A 19,867-nucleotide genomic window follows, 5' to 3' on the forward strand; every position below is an offset into this window, starting at 1 on the left:
GGGTCGGACAGTCCCGGGGACGCGCGCCCGGGGGAGGCCTCGCCCGACCGGGGGACCGGTGGGGCGCGTCGCGCTTGCGGCGGCGGCTCCGCGGAGATGACGATCCCCGGGCGGGCCAGCGGGGTCCGGAACTGCAGAGGTGGTCCGATGCGCGCGCGTTCCCTGGGGCGCACCCGGCGGGGCGTGGTGTCCGTGCTGGTCACGGCGGTGGCGGCCGTCCTGCTCGCGGCCCCGGCGGCCGCGGAGCCCAGCGACCAGCCCGGCGGGACCAGCGGGGTCCTCGACAGCGAGGCGCTGGACCGGCTGCAGCAGCGCGCCGCCGAGGTCCAGGCCGACCTGCAGCTGCGGCAGACCGAGGTGGCCGCCGCGCGGCAGCAGCTGGCCGACGCGCAGGCCGACGTCGACGCCGCCCGCGCCACGGTCGACGCCGCCGAGGGCGAGCTGGCGCAGTACCGGGCGGTGGTGGCGCAGTACGCGTCGGCGGTCTACCGGGACGGCGGTGCGCTGACCCCGCTCACCGTGCTGCTCACCGGCGGCGACCCGGCCGACGTCGTCGCGGCGCTGGGCTACCTGGAGGCCGTCGACGCGCACACCGCCGAGGTGGTCGGCGCCGCCGAGGAGCAGCGGCGGGCCGCGGTCGACCGGCAGACCTCCGCCGACGCCGTCCTCGCCGAGGCGCGGCAGCGGGCCGACCGGCTGGCGGGGGAGGTGGCCGACCTGGAGGCCGCCGCCGACGCGGTGACCGCGGAGCTCGACGTCGCGCTCGGCGACGTCGACCGGCAGCTGTCGGACCTGCAGCGCCAGCAGGTGGACGTCAACACCCAGACGGCGGCCAACTGGCGGGCCTACCTCGACCAGCTGCGCGAGGCCGGGGTCGCCGCGCCGCCGGCGGCCGAGCTGCTCGACCCCGTGCGGGGCCTGCCCGCGGGGCTCACCCCGGTCGGCGCGGCCGCCGGCGGCGCCCAGCGCGGCGCCGCGCAGCTGTCGCGCCGGCCGGTGTCGCTGCTCGTGCTGCCCGCCGAGACGCTGGCGGCGGTCACCGCGGCGATGGACGCCCTCGGGCGGCCCTACGCGCCGGGGACGGCCGGCCCGGACTCCTGGGACTGCGGCTCGCTGGTCTCCACCGTCTACCGCGGCGCGGGCATCGACCTGCCCGGCGACCAGGCCGGCCTGTTCGCGGTCACCACGCCCGTCGACCTGGCCGACGTCCTGCCCGGCGACCTGGTCTTCCTCGGCACCCCCGAGTCGGGCCTGGGGCACGTCGGCATCGCGCTGGACGCGCAGACCATGCTCGCCGCCGACGCGCGGGCCGGCGCCGTCGTCGTCCGCCGGCTGCCCGCCGACCAGGTGCTGCACGTCGGCCGGCCCAGCCTCGGCCCGCGGCCGGAGGTACCCGCCCCCGGCCCGGCCGGCGGCGCCCTGCGGGTCGAGTGCGGCAACACCGTCTACCCGCCGAGCTTCGACGGCGCCCGGGCCTGGGGCGGCTACCCCAACGGCCTCATCCCGCCGAGCGCGCTGTGCCCGATCGGGGTGGGCGGCCACTCGCTGCGCTGCGACGCCGCGGCGGCCTGGCGGGCGATGAGCGCGGCCTTCGCGTCGGCGTTCGGGCAGCCGCTCTGCATCACCGACTCCTATCGCACCTACGCGGGCCAGGTCCGCCTCTACGGGGAGAAACCGGCGCTGGCCGCGGTCCCGGGCACCAGCAACCACGGGTGGGGGCTGGCGGTCGACCTGTGCGGCGGCGTCGACGGCTTCGGCACGCCGCAGTACGCGTGGATGGTCGCCAACGCCGGCCGGTTCGGGTGGCTGCACCCGACCTGGGCCGACCCGGGCAACGGCCGCGAGGAGCCCTGGCACTGGGAGTACGCGGGCGGCTGAGCCGGGACTGTCGGTGGCCGTCCCTAGCGTGCCGGGCAACCGACAGGGAGACCCGTCCCGACCGCGGCCCGGCACCGGGCGGCGCGGCCGGGGCACCGGAGGGACACGGCCATGCTCATCGACTGCGACTCGTGCACCGCGCGTGGTGTCGGCTGCGCCGACTGCGTCGTCACCGCCCTGCTGGGCGCCCCGCCCGCGGAGCGGGACACCGGCCCCGTGCTGCTGCCGGTGCCTCCCGTCCCCGCGGCCCGGACCGCCGACGGCGCCCTGCCGCGCCCGGGCGTCGTCGTGGAGCTCGACGACGTCGAGCGGCGGGCGGTGCGGGCGCTGGCCGAGGGCGGCCTCGTGCCGCCGCTGCGGCACCGGCCGTCGCGGGACGGGCGCCGGCGCACGGGCTGACCGGCGGGGGCCACCCGAATCGGGTACGCACCGGGGTGGCGCGGCTGCTGACCGTGTGTGTTCTCACAGTCCACGCACCCCCCGTTTGTCACAACTGCATCACGTCCGTACTGTGGCGCCGTCCGGCCGGGTGGTCGTCACCCGACGCAGGGTGACCTCGGCCGACACCGCCGAGTCACCGGACGCCCCTCCCGGAGGTGCGCGAGGTGAGCCGGGGACCCACCGCAGCACTGGGGTGAGTTCTCGTGCGCGCCGGTCCCGACCGGGGCGCGGAGATAGGGCACGTCTTCCCAGCCCGAACCCGTCAGCTAACTCGGTAGGCGGTTGCTGAGGAAGAAACGGAGAGCCGCCGCCCGTGGCGACCCCCCGCCCCGTCCTGGGGCATGCACGCGAGAAGTCCACATCCGCCACCCGCACCGCCGGGCCGCACCGCCCGTCGCGGGCCCGCCACCTCGGCCGGGTCACCCTCGTCGGCACCACCGCCGCGCTGACCCTGGGCCTGCTGTCCGGCACCGCGGCCGCCGACCCCGAGCGGGCCGGCACCCCGGAGCAGGCCGCCCAGCTCGCCGCCGAGGCCGGTCACCGGCTCGAGGTCGTCAGCGAGCAGGTCAACGAGGCCCGCGAGGTCCTCGCCCAGCAGCAGGCCGCCGCCGACGAGGCCGACCGGGCCGCCGCCGAGGCGCAGGACCAGCTGCAGGACCTCGACGGCCAGATCCGCCAGGTGGCGCGCAGCGCCTACACCGCCGGCAACGGCGACGGCTTCGCCGGGCTCGACCTGCTGCTGACCAGCGACTCCGCCGAGGACTTCGTCGCCTCGCTGGCCACCCTCGGCCAGATCGCCGACCACACCACCTCGGTCCTCGACCAGGTGAACGAGGCGGCGGCCGCCGCCCGGCAGGCGCAGGCCGACGCCGAGGCCGCCGAGGCCGAGGCGCAGCGCACCCTCGACGACCTGAGCGCCCAGGAGGCGCAGCTCCAGGACGACATCGCCGACTACCAGGCGCAGTTCGCCGCGCTCACCGAGGCGCAGCGGCAGGCGGCGCTCGCCGCGCAGGAGGCCGGCCTGGCCGCCGGCGCGCAGGCGGAGGCGGGCGACGAGCCGGCCGGCGGCTCGCGCGGCGACAGCGCTCCGACCGCGGTCGGCACGCAGGCCGCGGCCCCCGCGCCGGCCCCGGCGCCGTCGGCGGGCAGCGGCGGCAGCGGTGCCGCGCAGACCGCGGTGCAGACGGCGCTGGCCCAGGTGGGCGACCCCTACGTGTGGGGCGCCGGCGGGCCGAACGCCTTCGACTGCTCGGGCCTGACCCAGTACGCCTACGCGGCGGCCGGGATCAGCCTCCCGCACTCCAGCAGCATGCAGTCGCGCATGGGCACCGCCGTCTCGCGGGCGGACCTGCAGCCGGGCGACCTGATCTTCTACTACAGCCCGGTCAGCCACGTCTCGATGTACATCGGCAACGGCCAGATGGTGCACGCCTCCACGTCGGGGCAGCCGGTGAAGGTCGTGTCGGTCGACTCGATGGGCGGCATCACCGCGATGCGCCGCATCGCTTAGACGAAGGACCTCCCTGCGCCCCACCGCTCGCGAGCTCGCGGCGGGACCCTGCAGGGAGGCCGTTCCATCACGTCGCCGGGGCCGGTGACCCGTCCGGGTCGCCGGCCCTCGGCGTCCGCGGAGGGAGCGCCCTGCGGAGGGAGAGCGCGGTGCGGGGCCGGCGCGCGCCTAGGATCGGCCGGGTGAGCAGGGCGGGCGGGACGAGCACCCGCCCCGCGGCCACCCGGCCCGACCGCACGGGCTCCCGCCGGGCCGCGCTGCTCGTCGCGCTCCTGCTCGGCGCGGCGCTCGTCGTCGTCATCGCCCTCCGCACGCCCTGGACGCTGCTGCCCACCCCGCCCGGCGGCGCGTCCCCGGTCACCGACGACGCCGGGCTGCCCGCCGAGGTCGTCCGCCGCGCCGAGGCCCTCGCCGCCGACATCCGTCCCGCGTCGCTGACCAACCTGGTGCTCGGGCTCGCGGTCTCCGCGCTGCTCGGGCTCACCCGCCTGGGCAGCCGGCTGGTCACCGCGGTCGGCCGCGCGGGCGGCCGCCGCTGGCCGCTCACCGTGCTGCTGGGCACGGTCGCGCTGGCCGTCGTCGGCCGGCTGGTGACGCTGCCGATCTCCGCCTACGGCGAGGTGGTGCGGCACCGCTACGGGCTGTCCACGCGCTCCTGGCCGCTGTGGCTGCGCGACGTCGCGGTCTCCACCGCCATCGACGCCGGGCTCACCGCCCTCGGCCTGCTCGTGCTCGTCGCGCTGGCCCGCCGCGCACCCCGCACCTGGTGGGCGTGGGCCGCCGGCGGCGCGGCCGCGCTGGTCGTCGCAGGCTCCTTCCTCTACCCGGTGGTCATCGAGCCGGCGTTCAACAGCTTCACGCCGCTGCCGGCCGGGGAGTTGCGCACCGACCTGCTGCGGCTGGCCGAGGAGAGCGGCTCCCCGGTCGAGGACGTCCTGGTCGCCGACGCGTCCCGGCGGACGACGTCGCTCAACGCCTACGTGTCCGGGTTCGGCTCCACCCGCCGGGTGGTCCTCTACGACACCCTGCTGGCCGACGTCCCCCCGGAGGAGATCGAGTCGATCGTCGCCCACGAGCTCGGGCACGTCGCCACCGACGACGTCCTGACCGGCACGCTCATCGGGGCGCTCGGCGCGGCCGCCGCCGTCGCCCTGCTCGGCTGGCTGCTGACCTGGGCGCCGCTGCTGCGCCGGGCCGGCGCGGACTCGGCGGGGGACCCGCGCGTGGTGCCGCTGGTGCTGTTCCTCGTCGCGGTCGGGTCCCTGGTGGCGACGCCGGTGCAGAACCTCGTCTCGCGGCACGTCGAGGCCCGGGCGGACCTGCACGCGCTCGACCTCACCCGGGACGCCGCCTCCTTCGTCGAGATGCAGCGGCGGCTGGCCGAGACCAACGTCGCCGACCCGAGCCCGCCGGCGGCGTGGCAGTGGTTCTTCGGCTCGCACCCGACGGTGGCCGAGCGGGTCGCGATGGCCGGGGACTGGCTGCGGCTGGGCGACCGGTGAGCGACCGCGGCCGCACGCTCGTCGTCACGAACGACTTCCCCCCGCGGCAGGGCGGCATCCAGACCTTCGTCGCGGCGCTGCTCGAGCGCCGCCCCCCGGACTCCCTCGTCGTGCTGGCCTCCCGCTCACCGGGCTGGGAGGCCTACGACGCCCGCCTGCCGTATCCCGTGGTCCGGCAGCGGACCGCGATGCTGCTGCCCACCCCGGCGACCGCCCGCGCCGCGACGGCGCTGGCCGCCGAGCACGGCTGCGACACCGCCTTCTTCGGCGCCGCCGCGCCGCTGGGCCTGCTGGCGCCCGCCCTCCGCGACGCCGGGGTGCGGCACCTGGTCGGCGCCACCCACGGGCACGAGACCGGCTGGGTCGCGCTGCCCGGCGCCCGGCAGCTCATGCGCCGCATCGCCGGCGGCCTGGACGTCCTGACCTACATCAGCGAGTACACCCGCAGCCGCCTGGAGCCGGCCCTCGGCGGGCGCACCCGGCTGGCGCAGCTGTCGCCCGGGGTCGACGTCGACCGGTTCACCCCCGCGGTCGACGGCACCGCGGTGCGGCGGCGGCACGGGCTGGGGGAGGCGCCGGTCGTCGTCTGCGTGTCCCGGCTGGTGCCGCGCAAGGGGCAGGACGTGCTCGTGGCCGCCTGGCCGCAGGTGCTGGACCGGCACCCGGGCGCGCGGCTGCTGCTGGTCGGCGGCGGGCCGGACGAGAAGCGGCTGCGCCGCGCGGTGGCCACCCGGCGGCTGGGCGACTCGGTGGTGCTGACCGGCCCGGTGCCCCCGGACCGGCTCCCCGAGCACTACGCGGCGGGGGACGTGTTCGCCATGCCCTGCCGCACCCGCCGCGGCGGCCTGGACGTCGAGGGCCTGGGCATGGTCTACCTGGAGGCCGCCGCCGTCGGGCTGCCCGTCGTCGCGGGCACCTCGGGCGGGGCGCCGGAGGCGGTGCGCGACGGCGAGACCGGCACGGTCGTCCGCGACCCGCGGTCCCCGGACGCGGTCGCCGCCGCGGTCACCGCGCTGCTCGACGACCCCGCCCGCGCCCGCGCCATGGGCGCCGCCGGGCGGGCGTGGGTGGAGCGGCGCTGGTCGTGGACGACGATCGCCGCCGACCTCGCCGCCCTGCTGGAGCCCGCGGACGACTGAGCCCCGCCGCCCCGCACGTGGCGGGACGGGGCTCGGCCGGTCGGGTTCAGCGGCTGTAGAGGGTCTCGACCTCCTGGTCGAACTCCTTCATGACCACCGCGCGCTTGAGCTTCAGGCTCGGCGTCAGCATCCCGTTGTCCTCGGTGAAGTCCGTGGCGAGGACGCGGTACTTCTTGATCGCCTCGGCCTGGGACACCGCCTTGTTCGCGTCGGCGACGGCGGCGTCGAGCTCGGCCTTGACCTCGGGGTCGTCGACCAGCGCCGACGGCGGGGTGTCGGCCGGCTTGCCCTTGCTCTCCAGCCACGCGGGCAGCGCCTCGGCGTCCAGGGTGACCAGCGCGGCGATGAACGGACGCTGGTCGCCGACGACGATGCACTGGCTGACCAGCCGGTGGGCGCGCAGCCGGTCCTCGAGCACCGCGGGGGCGACGTTCTTGCCGCCGGCGGTCACCAGGATCTCCTTCTTGCGGCCGGTGATCCGGGTGAAGCCGTCGGCGTCGATCTCGCCGATGTCGCCGGTGTGGAACCAGCCGTCGGGGTCGATCGCCTCGGCGGTGGCCTGCTCGTTCCTCCAGTAGCCGCGCATGACGACGCCGCCGCGGACCAGGATCTCGCCGTCGTCGGCGATCCGGAACGAGACGCCGGGCAGCGGGCGCCCCACGGTGCCGATCCGCAGCGCGCGGTCGTGGTTGACCGAGGCGGCGGCGGTGGTCTCGGTGAGGCCGTAGCCCTCGTAGACGGTGACGCCGGCGCCGCGGAAGAAGTGGCCGAGCCGCTCGCCGAGCGGGGCGCCGCCGGAGATGGCGCCGAGGCAGCGGCCGCCGAGCGCGGCGCGCAGCTTGCTGTAGACGAGCCGGTCGTACAGCGCGTGCTGGACCCGGAGCAGGAGCCCCGGACCGCCGGTGTCCTGGGCGCGGGACCAGGCGATGGCCACCTGGGCGGCCCGGTCGAAGATCTTCCCCTTGACCGGGCTGTCGGCCTCGGCCTTCGCCTTGGCCTGGTTGAACACCTTCTCGAACACGCGAGGGACGGCCAGCACGAACGTCGGCTTGAACCCGCCGAGGTCCTCGACCAGGTTCTTCACGTCCGGCGTGTGGCCGATCACGGTGCGGGTCTTCACCGCGCCCACCTGCATGACGCGGGCCAGCACGTGCGCCAGCGGGATGAACAGCAGCAGCGAGCCCTGCACGTTCATGAACCGGTCGAGCAGGCTCATGCCGTTGCCGACCTCGAACAGGAAGTTGCCGTGGGTGAGCTCGCAGCCCTTGGGCCGGCCGGTGGTGCCCGAGGTGTAGATGAGCGTGGCCAGGCTGTCGGCGTTCAGCGTCGCGCGGCGCGCCTCGAGCTCGCTGTCGGGGACGGCCTCGCCGGCGGCGGTGAGCGTGCCGACGGCGTCGTCCTCGATGACGTACAGCGGGCCGAGGTCGGGGGCCTGGTCGCGGACCGAGTCGACGGCGGTGGCGTGCTCGGCCTTCTCGACGATCGCGGCGACCGCGCCGGAGTCGGAGAGGATCCAGGCGACCTGGTCGGGGCTGGAGGTCTCGTACACCGGGACGGTGACCGCGCCGGCCGTCCAGACGGCGAAGTCGATGACGGTCCACTCGTAGCGGGTCTTGGCCTGCAGCGCGACCCGGTCGCCGGGCTGCACGCCCGCGGCGATCAACCCCTTGGCCACGCCGGCCACCTGCTCGCCGAACTCCCGCCAGGTGACGTCGACCCAGCGGCCGTCCCGCTGCCTGCGCAGGCCGACCTCGTCGCCGTGCTCGGCGACGTTCTCCGCCAGCATGTCGGTGAGCGCCTCCGAGGCGCCCACCTCGGTCGTCGCCGGGACGCTGTACTCGCGCACGCTCCGTCCTCTCCTCCCCGTGCGGCCGGGGCGCCGCTGCCCGCGGTCCCCGCGCGGGACACGTCCCGCCGAATCTACCGGCTGGGGCTACCGGTGAGTAGCCGTGCCCTGCCCGCCCACCCTGCACCCTTCGGGTGAACGGCTAGCCTCAGCGCATGGCGGAGCAGTCCACCCAGTCGATCGTCGTCTCCGCGCCGGCGGCCGACGTGATGGCCGTGATCGCCGACTTCGAGGCGTATCCGCAGTGGGTGAACGCGGCCCGGACCGTCGAGGTGCAGGAGCGCGGGCCCGACGGCCGCGCCCGCCGGGTCCGGTTCGTCATCGACGCCACCGTCCTCACCGACGAGTACGTCCTCGACTACACCTGGGACGACGACCGGCAGGTCTCCTGGACCCTGGTGACCAGCAAGCTCATGAAGCGCCAGGACGGCTCGTACACGCTCCGCGAGACCGGCGGCGGCACCGAGGTGACCTACCGGCTCGCCGTCGACATCGGCGTCCCGATGCTCGGGATGATGAAGCGCCGCGCGGAGAAGGTCATCCTCGACACCGCGCTCAAGGAGCTCAAGAAGCGCGTCGAGGGCTGACCCGCGTGCGCACCCTGCTCCTCACCGGCCCCGGCGGGGCCGGCACGACCACCCTCGCCGCCGCGGCCGCAGTGCGCGCCGCCCGGGACGGGCGCCGGGTGGTGCTGGTGACCCGGCAGCCGGTCCCCGAGGGGACGGCGGCCGCGGGCGTCGAGGTGGTCGTCGCCGAGCCGCAGGCCGGGCTCGAGGCGCTGTGGGCCGAGCGGGTGGCCGGGCCGGCCGCCGCGGTGCCCGACCTCGAGCTGCCGCCGGCGAGCTCGGTGGTGCCGCTGCCCGGCGCGGGCGAGCTCGGCGTCCTCGCGGCGCTCGGCCGGGTGCGGCCGGACACCGACCTCGTCGTCCTCGACGCCGGGCCGCTGCCCGCCGCCACGGGGCTCGTCGCGCTGCCGGGCGCGCTGCGCTGGTGGCTGGAGCAGGTGGTGACCACCCGGGTGCGGGTCCTCGCCGCCGTCCGCACCGCCGCCGTCCGCACGGGCACGGTGCGCCGGGGCGCCGCCGACCTCGCCCTCGACGCGCTGCCCGACCTCGAGGCGCTGCTGGACCGGCTCCCCCTGACCGACCCCGCCGCGACCGCGGTCTGGCTGGTGGGCCGGCCGCGGCCCTCCGCCGTCGCCGCGCTGCGGGCCGCGACGACCGCCCTGGCCGTGCACGGGCAGCGCCCGGTGGGCGTGCTCGCCCGCCGGCTGCCCGGCGGGCCGGCGGACTGGGCGGCCGCCCGGGCGGCCGAGGAGGACGCCGCGCTCGCCGCCCTGGCCGGGGTCGCGCCGGTGCAGGAGGTCGCCGAGGCCGCGGTCGAGCCGGCCGGCGCCGAGGCGCTCGCCGCGCTGCTGCCCGCCCTCCCCGGGCCGGCCGGCGGGTCGGTCCCGCCGGTGCCCGCACCCGAGCGCGTGGACGGCGGCTGGCGGCTGACACTCCCGCTGCCCTTCGCCGAGCGCGCCGGGGTCCGGCTCACCCGCTGGGACGACGACCTGGTGGTGACCGCCGCCGGCAGCCGCCGCTCGCTGCGCCTGGACGCCCTGCTGCGCCGGTGCGTGGTCACGTCGGGCACCCTGGCCCACCCGGGCACCGCCGCCGCGCGGCTGGTGGTCGGCTTCGCCGCCGACCCCCAGCAGTGGCCGGCCGACCTGCTGGCGGCCGTCGGGGCGGACGGCGCGGAGGGAGCGCCGTCGAGCAGTGCGGCGGACGGCCCGGCGGACGACAGGGGGACACGGTGACCGAGGGAGCCGACTGGCTCGATCAGGCGCGGCGGCTGGTGGCCGGGCTGGGACAGGCCTGGGCCGAGACCGGCGCCGCCGCGGAGGGGGCGACGGCCGGGCACGAGCCGGGCGGGGACTGCCGCTGGTGCCCGCTGTGCCGGGCGGCCGCCGTCGCCCGCCGGCCGGACGTCAACGAGGCGCTCGCCGACCTGCTGACCAGCGCCGCCGGGGCGCTGCGGTCGGTGTCCACGCCGCCGGCGCCGCCCGCGTCCGAGCCGGCGCCGGCGCCGGAGCCGGCGCAGGTCCAGCACATCGAGCTCGGCTGAGTGGCCGGCGACCGGACCGACCCCGCGGCCCTGCCCGCGCTCGGCGTCGACGTCGGCGGCACCAAGGTGGCCGGCGGCGTCGTCGCGCCGGACGGGACGGTGCTGGACACCGCCCGCCGCTCGACGCCGACCGCGTCGGTGACCGAGACCGAGGCCGCGATCGCCGGCGTGGTCGAGGAGCTCGCCGTCCGGCACGGCGGCCCGCTGGCGGCGGTCGGCGTCGGCGCGGCCGGCTGGTTCGACCGCACCGGCGACGTCGTGCTGTTCAGCCCGCACCTGGCCTGGCGGCACACCTCGCTGCGCCGCGACCTCGCCGCCCGCCTGCAGCGGCCGCTGTGGGTGGGCAACGACGCCGACGCCGCCGCCTGGGCCGAGTACCGCTTCGGCGCCGCACGCGGGGCGGAGCTGGCCCTGTGCATCACCCTCGGCACCGGCATCGGCGGCGGGATCGTCGCCGGCGGCCGGCTGCAGCGTGGCGCGCACGGGGTGGCGGGTGAGTGGGGGCACATGCGGGTGGTCCCCGACGGGCGGCTGTGCGCCTGCGGCAACCGCGGCTGCTGGGAGCAGTACGCCAGCGGCAGCGCCCTGGCCACCACCGCCCGCGAGGTGGCCACCCGCTCGCCGGCCGCGGCGGCGCGGCTGCTCGACCGCGTCGACGGCGACCCGGCGCGGCTGACCGGCGAGGACGTGGCCCGCGCCGCGGCCGACGGCGACCCGGTGGCGCTGAGCCTGGTGAGCGACGTCGGGGAGTGGCTCGGCCAGGGCATCGCCGACCTCGCCAGCGTGCTCGACCCGGACGTCGTCGTGATCGGCGGCGGGGTGAGCGTGCTCGGCGACATGGTGCTCGACCCGGCGCGCGAGCGGCTGGGGCGGGCGCTGCCCGGCCGCGGCTTCCGGCCCGGCCCGAAGGTGGTCGCCGCGGCCCTCGGCGCCTCGGCCGGCCTGGTCGGCGCGGCGGACCTCGCCCGCGCGGCGGTCTGCGCCGGGCGCTAGGCGCCCGCGCCGCTAGACGACGGCCCCGTCGTCGCCGTCGTCGTCGCGGTCGCGCATCCGGGACAGCGCCAGGGCGGCGCTGCCGACCAGGGCCGCGACGCCGAGCACCAGGCCGGTCTCGGTCCGCAGGCCCAGCACGCCCGGCGCACCGACCAGCACCACGCCGGCGGCGGCCAGCAGCACCGCGTACAGCGTCGACGGCGAGGGCATCGGCACCGGCGGGGCCGGCGGGGGCTCGTAGTGCTCCTCGGCGAGCGGGTCGTCCTCGTCGTCGGGGGGCGGCGCGGCGGGCCGGACGACGGCGGGCTCCGCGGGCTCGGCGTCCTCGACGACGGTGCGCCCGTGCTCGGCCTCGTAGGCGGCGACGATGCGCGCCCACTCGGCGTCCTCGTCGAGGTCGCGCCGCAGCGGGCGCCGCTCGGCCGCGGGGCCGCCGGCGGGGGCGTGGTCGTCGGCGTGCCGCTCGACCAGGGAGCGGCCCTCGCCGAGGCGGGTGCGGTCGACGAACAGCCGGTCGGCCGGCGGGCTGGGGAGGAACACGGTGCGGGTGTAGGGCCCGACGTCGGCGGCCGGCTCGAGGTAGGCGGCGATGCCGGCGTCGCGCAGCACGTCGAGCAGGTGCTCGCCGACGCGCGGGTCGACGTCGCGCAGCGGCGCCCAGAGCGCGGCGTCCAGGCCGTTGTCGCGGCGGCCCCGCCCGCGCCGCGGCCCGGTCACGCCGCGGCTCCCCGGGGGAGCGGCCGGTCAGCAGCCACGGTGGTCCTCCTCCGGGGTCGGGCGTGCGGTGCGGCCGGTGCGACGCGCGGGGCCGATTGTCGGCGGGGCACCCGGATCCCTAGTCTGGCAGTTCCACAGGGAGGCGTGTTGTTCTACTGGTTCCTCAAGTTCGTGGCCATCGGCCCGGTCGTGAAGCTCGTCTTCCGCCCGCGGGCGGAGGGGCGTGAGCACGTACCGGCCGACGGCGCCGCGATCCTGGCCAGCAACCACCTCTCGGCCTCGGACTGGATCTTCATGCCGCTGTCGCTGCGGCGCCGGGTCACCTTCCTGGCCAAGCAGGAGTACTTCACCGGCACCGGCGTGAAGGGGTGGCTGCAGCGCGCCTTCTTCTCCGGCGCGGGGCAGGTGCCCATCGACCGCTCCAGCGCCACGGCCGCCGAGGACGCCATCCGCACCGGCCTCCGGATGCTCCGGGAGGGCCGGCTGCTCGGCATCTACCCCGAGGGCACCCGCTCGCCCGACGGCCGCCTGTACCGCGGCAAGGTCGGCGTGGCGCGCATGGCGCTGGAGACCGGCGTGCCGGTGATCCCGGTGGCGATGGTCTACCGGCCCCGGCGGATGCCGTTCGGCAGGAAGCTGGTCCGGGTGCGCGTGCGCTTCGGCGAGCCGCTGGACTTCTCCCGCTACGAGGGCCTGGCCGGCGACCGCTTCGTCGAGCGGTCCATCACCGACGAGATCATGTACGAGATCATGACGATGTCGGGCCAGGAGTACGTCGACGTCTACGGCGCCACCGTCAAGAAGTCGATGCAGGCCACCGGCGCCAGCGCCGCCGACGTCGTCGGGCGGCTGCAGCCGCCGGCCGGCGAGGCCGGTGACCGGGCGCCCGACACCCTCGCCGGCTAACGCTCGAGGAGCCGGCCGAGCAGGTCGGTGAGCAGGGCCAGCAGCTCGTCGCGGCTGGTCGCGGGTTCGCGCACCCACTGGTGCACGAGGTCCTCGGTGAAGGCGAACCACGAGCGCACCAGCTGCCGGCGCAGCGGGTCCTCGAGCCCGCCGAGCGCGCCGATGCCGAGGTCGACCAGCGCCTCGCGGGTCTCCTCGTAGACCTCGGCCACCCACGGGTCGCCGCCGGCGGCGCCGCGGACGAATGCCAGGTGCGACTCCCGGTAGGTCTCCACCCAGCCGACGTAGCGGTCGAGCATCCACGCCGGTCGCTCCGCGGCCGGCACGTCCGCCGCCGGGGTGAGGTGGGCGCGCAGCAGGTCGGCGGCCGCCCGCGTCACGGCCTGGTAGTACTCCCGCTTCGACGGGAAGTAGTGGAACAGCAGGCTGCGGCTGATGCCCGCCCGCCGGGCCACCTCGTCGATGGTCAGCTCCTGCACCGGCGTCGTGGGCAGCAGCTGCAGGCCGATGCCGACCAGCTGCTCCCGCCGGTCGGCGGCCGACCGGCGGGAGCGCGCGGGGGAGGGAGGCACGGCCGGACCGCTCAGGCGGCGGCCCGGGACGCCGCGGCCTCGGTGAGCAGCCGCGCGATCGACGCGGTCACCAGGGACGGCCGCTCGTTCGGGAGCATGTGCCCGGTCCGCGGGACCACCTGCACGTGCGCGCCGGGCAGGGCCTCGGCGATCCGGCGGGTGTGGCGCACGGGGGTCAGCTTGTCGGAGTCGCCGACCAGCAGCTCGACCGGCACGCGGGTGAGCGCGGCGAGCTCGGCGGACTTGTCGTGGTCGCCCAGCGCCGGCAGGAACGCGGTGAACGCCCGCACGGTGGTCGCGTGCACGATCTCCGCCCCGGCGTGCACCATCGCGTCGGTGGCGTCGGCGCCGTAGAGCAGGTCGCGCACGAGCGCCCGGTGCCGCGGGTGCTCCGGCGGCACCAGCCGGCGCAGCCGCTCGACCACGCGCGCGCCGGCCAGCGCGAGCGACAGGGCGCCGGGGGTGAGCCGCTGCCGGAGCCGCTCGGCGCGGGTGCGCGGCGGCGGCTGCAGGTCGCCGGCCGACGTCGACACGAGCGCGACGCCGCGCACCCGGTCGCCGAACAGCCCGGGCCGGGCCGCGGCCAGGCACATGACCGTCATGCCGCCCATCGAGTGGCCGGCCAGCACGACCGGGCCGGTGGGCGCGAGCCGGTCGAGCACGGCGGCGAGGTCGAGGCCGAGCCGGTCGATCGAGACGTCGGCCGTGCCCCAGCTGGAACGGCCGTGGCCGCGCTGGTCGTAGCGGACCAGGCGCAGCCGGCCGTCGGCCACCTGCGGGGTGAGCAGCGCGGCGACGTCGTCCCAGGCGGCCTGCGACAGCGTCCAGCCGTGCGCGAGGACCAGCGTCACGGGGGCGTCGTCGGGACCCTCGACGGTGGCGTGCAGCAGGGCGCCGTCGGGGGTGGCGACGGCGGCGGTGCGGCGCAGCCGCAGAGGAGCGGTCGTGCTCACGCGGCCACCTCCGGGGTGCGGGCGGGCGCGCCGGCGGGGGTGCCGACGTAGTTCTCGCGGTCCAGCCGCCGGGTCAGCCTCCGGAAGCGGAAGGTGAAGTCCGGCCAGAGCGTGGTGTTGTGGCCGTGCCGGTCGAGGTACCAGCTGCCGCAGCCGCCGGCCAGCCACACCGTGCCGCGGGACCGGCGGGCGATGAGCTCGCGGTAGGCCTCCTGCGCCTCCGGGGTGGTCTCGAGCGCGTCCAGGCCCTCGGCGGCCATGGTGCGCAGGGCGTCGTCGACGTAGGCCACCTGCGACTCGATCATGTAGACCATCGACGTGTGGCCGACGCCGACGTTCGGCCCGACCAGCAGGAACAGGTTGGGGAAGCCGGCGACGGCGCTGCCCCGGTTGGTGACCATGCCCTCGTCCCACACCTGCGCGAGGGTGCGGCCGTCGCGGCCGGTGATCCGCCGGGCGATGGGCAGGTCGGTGACGTGGAAGCCGGTGGCCAGCACGATCGTGTCGGTGGGCCGTTCGACGCCGTCGACGGTGACGATCGAGTGTGGCCGGACCTCGGCGATGCCCGCGGTGACCAGCTCGGCGTTGGGGGCCGACACCGCCGGGTAGTAGTCGTTGCTGATCAGGATCCGCTTGCAGCCGATCGTGTAGTCCGGCGTCAGCGCCTTCCGCAGCTTCGGGTCGCGGACCTGCCGGTGCAGGTGCGCCCTGGCCACCCGGTCCACCGGCCCGAGGAAGCGCCGGTTCTTGGCCATGCCGACGACGAGGAACTCGCGGACCAGGTAGAGCACCGCGCGGACCAGCCGCTGGAAGCCGGGGACCAGCCGGTACAGCCGCTGCACCCGCGGGGACACCGGGTGGTCGGTGCGCGGCACGATCCACGGCGGCGTGCGCTGGTAGACGGCGAGGCTGCCGACCCGCGGCTGGATGGCGGGGACGATCTGGACCGCCGAGGCGCCGGTGCCGACGACGGCGACCCGCTCGCCGGTGAGGTCGTGGCCGTCGTCCCAGCGCGCCGAGTGCACGACGGTGCCCGCGAAGGAGCGCAGGCCCGGGATGTCGGGCCAGCTCGGGTCGGCCAGCGCGCCGGCGGCGGAGACGAGCACGCGGGCCCGGAACCGGCCGGCCGTCGTCTCGACGTCCCAGCGGCGGGCGGCGTCGTCCCAGCGGGCGGCGGTGACCTCGGCGCCGAAGACGCAGTGCCGCCGGACGTCGAAGCGGTCGGCGGTGGCCTGCAGGTAGGCCTGGATCTCCGGCTGCTCGGAGTAGGAGCGCGGCCAGTCCGGGTTGGGCGCGAAGGAGAAGGAGTAGAGGTTGGACTGCACGTCGCAGGCGGCGCCCGGGTAGTGGTTGTCGCGCCACGTGCCGCCGACGTCGTGCGCCCGCTCGAGCAGCACGAAGTCCGCCTCGCCGCGCTGCCGCAGCCTGATCGCCATGCCCAGGCCCGCGAACCCGGTGCCGATGATCGCGACCCCGACCTCGCGGGTGTCCTCGGCGCCCGGGGCGGGCCTGTCCAGCGTGCTGGTCACCGGGTGCTCCTCCTACGACGTCCGGCTTGCTGAGCAACGGTCAACAAGCTACAACCGTCGTTGAGCAGTGCTCAACACGAGCGCCGAGACCCCGAGGGAGCACCGATGCCGCTGTGGCCCCGCAGGAGGACCCGCACCCCGCTGGCCGGGAGGGCCGTGCTGGTCACCGGCGCCGCCCGCGGCATCGGTGCCGAGCTGGCCCGCCGGGCCGCCGCCCGCGGCGCCCGGGTGGCGCTGGCCGGCCTCGAGCCCGAGCTGCTCGCCCGGGTCGCCGACGAGCTGGGCCCCGAGCACCTGTGGGTGGAGTGCGACGTCACCGACCCCGAGGCGCTGCAGGCCGCCGTCGCCCGGACCGTGGACACCTTCGGCGGGCTCGACGTCGTCGTCGCCAACGCCGGGATCGCCCCGCTGACCACCGTCATGACGAGCTCCGCGCACGCGCTGTCGCGGACGATCGAGGTGAACCTGACCGGCGCGATGCTCACCGCGCACGCCGCGCTGCCGGCGGTGGCGGAGCGGCGCGGGCACGTGCTGCTGGTCAGCTCCGCCGCCGCGTTCACGGTGCTGCCGGGCATGAGCGCCTACTGTGCGGCGAAGGCCGGGCTGGAGCGCTTCGGCGACGCGCTGCGGCTGGAGGTGGCCCACCGCGGCGTCACCGTGGCCAGCGCCCACCCGACCTGGATCGACACCGACCTGGTGCGCGACACCGAGGCGGCGCTGCCCACCTTCGCCGCGACCCGCCGGCGGCTGCCCGGCCCGCTGGGCGCGTACACGTCGGTGGAGGAGTGCGCCGAGGCGCTGGTGGAGAACCTGGAGACCCGCGGCCGCCGGGTGTTCGTGCCGCGCTCGGTCGGCGTCGTCTCGGCGCTGCGCCAGGCGGTCACCGGCGCGGTGGCGGAGAAGGTGGTGCTCCGGCTGTCGGCCGCCCGCGTGCCGCAGCTGGAGCGGGACATCGCCGCGCTGCAGGGGCAGGAGTTCGGCCGCTCCTCGGTGGGCGGCCGCCGGGCGGGCTGAGCGCACCTACGGTGGGCGGTGTGCGGCGGTTCTTCTACGACACCGAGTTCATCGAGGACGGGACGACGATCGACCTCGTCTCGATCGGCGTCGTGGACGAGACCGGCCGCGAGTTCTACGCCGTCAGCACCGAGTTCGACGAGCGCCGCGCCATCCCGTGGGTGCGCCGCAACGTGCTCGACCAGCTCCCGCCGCCGGCCGACCGGGCCTGGCGCAGCCGCCGGCGCATCCGCGACGACCTGCTCGCCTTCCTCACCGGCCCGGGGCAGGAGGTCGAGCTGTGGGCGTGGTTCGCCGCCTACGACCACGTGGCGCTGGCCCAGCTGTGGGGGCCGATGACGGCGCTGCCGCGGGCGGTGCCGCGGTTCACCCGGGAGCTGCGGCAGCGGTGGGACGACCTCGGCCGGCCGGAGCTGCCGCCCAAGCCCGCCGGCACGCACGACGCGCTGGTCGACGCGCGCTACAACCTCGCCCGCTGGCAGGCGATGGAGGCCGCCCGGCCCCGCTGAGCGGCGGGCCCGGGCGGCCTCGGTGCGTGGGCAGGGGCCTCAGACGGTGAAGACGGCGAGCAGGCGGGTCAGCTCCTGGGAGAGCCCGTCGAGCTCCACCGCGGCGGCGTGCGCCCGGTCGACGTCGTCGGCGCTGTCGCGGGCGTCGGCGCTGACCGTGGTGAGCGTGGCGGACACCGAGCCCGCGCCCTCGGCGGCCGCGGCGACGCTGCGGGTCAGCTCGCGGGTGGTCGCCGACTGCTCCTCCACCGCGCTGGCGATGGTCAGCTGGTGGTCGTTCATCGCGTGCACGACCTCGGCGATGCGGGTGATCGAGCCGACCGCGGCGCCGGTGTCGGCCTGGATCGCCTCGACCCTGCGCGCGATGTCGTCGCTGGCGCGGGCGGCCTCCTGCGCGAGCTCCTTGACCTCGTTGGCCACGACGGCGAAGCCCTTGCCCGCCTCGCCGGCGCGGGCGGCCTCGATGGTCGCGTTGAGCGCGAGCAGGTTGGTCTGCTCGGCGACGGCGGCGATGACGCGCACCACCTCGCCGATCTCCGCGGAGCTGGTGCCCAGCGCGGCGATCGCGCCCTCGGTCCGGCGGGCGAGCTCGGCGGCCTGCCGCCCCACCTGCGCGGCCTCGGCGGCGCTGCGGGCGATGTCGGTGATCGACAGGCCCATCTCCTCCGCGCCGGCCGCGGCCGCGGACACGCCGGCGCTGATGTCGCTGGCCGCGGTGTGCGCCGCCTGCGCCTGGTCGCGGCTGCGGGCGGCGCGGGTGGCCAGCCCGTCGGCGACCGCGGCCACGCCCGACGCCGACGCCGCCACCTGGCGGGCGCAGCCGCCGATGTCGCGCACGGTGCCGGCGACCTTCTCCACGAACCGGTTGAACGCCGCGGACAGCTGGCCGACCTCGTCGTCGCCGGTGACCGTCGTGCGCTGGGTCAGGTCGCCCTCGCCGTCGGCGATCTCGGCCATGCGGGCGCGCAGCTGGTGCAGCGGCGCGGTGAGCCGCCGGCCGAGCTGCCAGGCGACGACCCCGCCGAGCAGCGCGACGAGGACGGCGGCGAGGACCAGCGCGGTGACCATGGCGGCGCGGCCGTCGGCGAGCCGGTCGACCGGGCCGGTGAAGTCGGCGTCGCGGGCGAGGGTGACCAGCACCCAGTCCCACGGCGCGTAGTAGGCGACCTGGGCGGTGGTCGGGCCGGCCTCGGGGTCGGTGAAGTGCACGGTCGCCTGCTCGCCGTCCGCCAGGCCGAGGGCCGCGTCCACGATCTCGCGCACGTGGGGGCGGCCGTCGGCGTCGGTGGCGTCGATCAGCGCCTGCCCGTCGCGGGCGCCGCCGGGGCTGACCAGCACGGTGCCGGCGCGGTCGCCGGTGCCGCCCCACACCTCGACGTGCCCGTGCGCGCCGACCTGCGTGGCCTCCAGGCTCTCCCGCAGCGCCGGGATGGCCTGCTGCTGCTCGCCGACGTAGAGCATCCCGACCAGCTGCCCGGCCCGGTCCAGCAGCGGCGTGTAGGCCGCCACGTACCAGGAGCCGACGACGAAGGCGTTGCCGCGGTAGGTCTGCCCGGAGGTGACCGCCGCGACCACCGGGTTCGGCTGCCCGTCGGGGTTGACCGCGGGGATGTAGGTGCCGATCGCCCGCCGGCCGTCCGCGCCGGTGACGTTGGTGGCCACGCGGAGCATGTCGCCCGTCGGGGTGCGCTGGAAGATCGTCGCGGTGCCGCCGACCAGCGCCTCCACCTGGTCGACGACGGCGGTGGGCAGCGCGGGGTCGCCGTTCTGGCCGAGCCACTGCCCGCCGACGGTCACCCGGGGCAGGTCGACCGGCGTCACCTCGCCGGACTGCTGGTTCTCCGCCTCCCAGTGCACGGGCCCGCCGGGGCCGCCGACGGTGAGCCCGCCCGAGCGGGCCAGCACGTCGAGGGCGACGGCGAGCTGGCTGTCGACCCGCGCGGCGGTGGACTGGCCCTGGGTGGCGACGACGTCCTGCACGCCGGCCGCGGTGCGCGCGACGCTCTCCTCGACCAGTTCGGTCACCGACTCCTGGGTGGTGTCGGCGAACCGCGCGCTCTGCCACGCGCTCACCCCGGCCATCGCGCCGCCGGTCGCCGCCACGCTGGCGACGGCCAGCGCGACCACCTTCGTCCTGATGCCCCACCGTCCGAGCACGTCGTCCCCCTCCCGGCCCGGGCAGAGCACCCGGCACCGCGCCGCAGCGTCGGCAGGAGGCGGCCGGTCCTGTACCGGAACCCGCCGCGGTG

General features: G+C 77.1%; 18 protein-coding genes and 1 riboswitch. Of the genes, 12 read left to right on the forward strand and 6 right to left on the reverse strand.

The window, feature by feature from the left end:
• Positions 1-147 precede the first annotated feature (147 nt).
• From ACI8AR_RS03310 to ACI8AR_RS03330, 5 genes are all read left to right on the forward strand, one after another.
• Entirely contained in the window at positions 148-1,878 is a 1,731-nt protein-coding gene (locus ACI8AR_RS03310) for a D-alanyl-D-alanine carboxypeptidase family protein (RefSeq protein ID WP_457049705.1), read from the forward strand.
• 111 nt (positions 1,879-1,989) lie between these two features.
• Entirely contained in the window at positions 1,990-2,277 is a 288-nt protein-coding gene (locus tag ACI8AR_RS03315) for a hypothetical protein (RefSeq protein ID WP_457049706.1), read from the forward strand.
• Positions 2,278-2,435: 158 nt separating this feature from the next.
• Positions 2,436-2,616, forward strand: a riboswitch (cyclic di-AMP (ydaO/yuaA leader).
• Positions 2,617-2,632: 16 nt separating this feature from the next.
• Positions 2,633-3,829 (forward strand): C40 family peptidase, encoded by a 1,197-nt coding sequence (locus ACI8AR_RS03320; RefSeq protein WP_457049707.1) that lies wholly within the window; start codon positions 2,633-2,635, stop codon positions 3,827-3,829.
• A 182-nt stretch (positions 3,830-4,011) separates the two neighbouring features.
• Positions 4,012-5,331: a M48 family metallopeptidase gene (locus ACI8AR_RS03325; RefSeq protein WP_457049708.1), complete on the forward strand. Its 1,320-nt coding sequence runs from the start codon at positions 4,012-4,014 to the stop codon at positions 5,329-5,331.
• On the forward strand, positions 5,328-6,470 hold the full coding sequence (locus ACI8AR_RS03330) for a glycosyltransferase family 4 protein (RefSeq protein ID WP_457049709.1): 1,143 nt from the start codon (positions 5,328-5,330) through the stop codon (positions 6,468-6,470). The genes ACI8AR_RS03325 and ACI8AR_RS03330 overlap by 4 nt, the downstream gene beginning before the upstream one ends.
• A 46-nt stretch (positions 6,471-6,516) precedes the next feature.
• Here ACI8AR_RS03330 and ACI8AR_RS03335 read toward each other — a convergent pair whose 3' ends face one another.
• Complete coding sequence (locus ACI8AR_RS03335; protein ID WP_457049710.1) at positions 6,517-8,316, reverse strand: AMP-dependent synthetase/ligase; 1,800 nt, start codon at positions 8,314-8,316, stop codon at positions 6,517-6,519.
• Between the two features lie 155 nt (positions 8,317-8,471).
• On the opposite strand from ACI8AR_RS03335, the gene ACI8AR_RS03340 reads away from it, so the two are divergent.
• The 4 genes from ACI8AR_RS03340 to ACI8AR_RS03355 are packed head-to-tail and all read left to right on the forward strand — an operon-like array spanning position 8,472 to position 11,418.
• Positions 8,472-8,903 carry an SRPBCC family protein gene (locus ACI8AR_RS03340; RefSeq protein ID WP_456926587.1) on the forward strand — a complete coding sequence of 144 codons (432 nt, stop codon included), beginning with the start codon at positions 8,472-8,474 and terminating at the stop codon, positions 8,901-8,903.
• 5 nt (positions 8,904-8,908) lie between these two features.
• Entirely contained in the window at positions 8,909-10,117 is a 1,209-nt protein-coding gene (locus ACI8AR_RS03345; RefSeq protein WP_457049711.1) for an ArsA family ATPase, read from the forward strand.
• Positions 10,114-10,425: a hypothetical protein gene (locus ACI8AR_RS03350; RefSeq protein ID WP_457049712.1), complete on the forward strand. Its 312-nt coding sequence runs from the start codon at positions 10,114-10,116 to the stop codon at positions 10,423-10,425. The genes ACI8AR_RS03345 and ACI8AR_RS03350 overlap by 4 nt, the downstream gene beginning before the upstream one ends.
• Positions 10,426-11,418, forward strand: coding sequence for an ROK family glucokinase (locus tag ACI8AR_RS03355; RefSeq protein WP_456938664.1), 993 nt, complete (start codon positions 10,426-10,428; stop codon positions 11,416-11,418). It begins immediately after the preceding gene.
• A gap of 12 nt (positions 11,419-11,430) precedes the next feature.
• On the opposite strand, the gene ACI8AR_RS03360 is transcribed toward ACI8AR_RS03355, so the two are convergent.
• Positions 11,431-12,135 (reverse strand): hypothetical protein, encoded by a 705-nt coding sequence (locus ACI8AR_RS03360; RefSeq protein ID WP_456938663.1) that lies wholly within the window; start codon positions 12,133-12,135, stop codon positions 11,431-11,433.
• Positions 12,136-12,279: 144 nt separating this feature from the next.
• Here ACI8AR_RS03360 and ACI8AR_RS03365 point away from each other — a divergent pair, with 144 nt between their 5' ends.
• Entirely contained in the window at positions 12,280-13,041 is a 762-nt protein-coding gene (locus ACI8AR_RS03365) for a lysophospholipid acyltransferase family protein (protein WP_457049713.1), read from the forward strand.
• Here ACI8AR_RS03365 and ACI8AR_RS03370 read toward each other — a convergent pair.
• The 3 genes from ACI8AR_RS03370 to ACI8AR_RS03380 are packed head-to-tail and all read right to left on the reverse strand — an operon-like array spanning position 13,038 to position 16,095.
• Positions 13,038-13,613, reverse strand: a complete 576-nt coding sequence (locus ACI8AR_RS03370; RefSeq protein ID WP_457049714.1) for a TetR/AcrR family transcriptional regulator — start codon at positions 13,611-13,613, stop codon at positions 13,038-13,040. The genes ACI8AR_RS03365 and ACI8AR_RS03370 overlap by 4 nt on opposite strands.
• Positions 13,614-13,624: 11 nt before the next feature.
• Positions 13,625-14,566 carry an alpha/beta fold hydrolase gene (locus ACI8AR_RS03375; RefSeq protein ID WP_457049715.1) on the reverse strand — a complete coding sequence of 314 codons (942 nt, stop codon included), beginning with the start codon at positions 14,564-14,566 and terminating at the stop codon, positions 13,625-13,627.
• On the reverse strand, positions 14,563-16,095 hold the full coding sequence (locus tag ACI8AR_RS03380; RefSeq protein ID WP_457049716.1) for a flavin-containing monooxygenase: 1,533 nt from the start codon (positions 16,093-16,095) through the stop codon (positions 14,563-14,565). Before ACI8AR_RS03380 ends, ACI8AR_RS03375 begins: the two co-directional genes overlap by 4 nt.
• A gap of 105 nt (positions 16,096-16,200) precedes the next feature.
• Here ACI8AR_RS03380 and ACI8AR_RS03385 point away from each other — a divergent pair, with 105 nt between their 5' ends.
• Positions 16,201-17,109: a short-chain dehydrogenase/reductase gene (locus ACI8AR_RS03385; RefSeq protein WP_457049717.1), complete on the forward strand. Its 909-nt coding sequence runs from the start codon at positions 16,201-16,203 to the stop codon at positions 17,107-17,109.
• Positions 17,110-17,129: 20 nt separating this feature from the next.
• Positions 17,130-17,618, forward strand: coding sequence for a polyadenylate-specific 3'-exoribonuclease AS (locus tag ACI8AR_RS03390; protein WP_457049718.1), 489 nt, complete (start codon positions 17,130-17,132; stop codon positions 17,616-17,618).
• A gap of 39 nt (positions 17,619-17,657) precedes the next feature.
• Here the strand turns inward: ACI8AR_RS03390 and ACI8AR_RS03395 are convergent, their stop codons facing one another.
• A complete protein-coding gene (locus ACI8AR_RS03395) occupies positions 17,658-19,775 on the reverse strand; it encodes a methyl-accepting chemotaxis protein (RefSeq protein ID WP_457049719.1) in 2,118 nt (705 codons plus the stop codon).
• Positions 19,776-19,867 lie beyond the last annotated feature (92 nt).

Source organism: Geodermatophilus sp. SYSU D01036, from assembly GCF_054050435.1.

What these genes read in the sequence shown, in the direction of transcription:
- ACI8AR_RS03310 (WP_457049705.1), top strand. Translation starts at nt 148, where the DNA reads ATGCGCGCGCGTTCCCTGGGGCGCACCCGGCGGGGCGTGGTGTCCGTG.
- ACI8AR_RS03315 (WP_457049706.1), top strand. Translation starts at nt 1,990, where the DNA reads ATGCTCATCGACTGCGACTCGTGCACCGCGCGTGGTGTCGGCTGCGCC.
- ACI8AR_RS03340 (WP_456926587.1), top strand. Translation starts at nt 8,472, where the DNA reads ATGGCGGAGCAGTCCACCCAGTCGATCGTCGTCTCCGCGCCGGCGGCC.
- ACI8AR_RS03385 (WP_457049717.1), top strand. Translation starts at nt 16,201, where the DNA reads ATGCCGCTGTGGCCCCGCAGGAGGACCCGCACCCCGCTGGCCGGGAGG.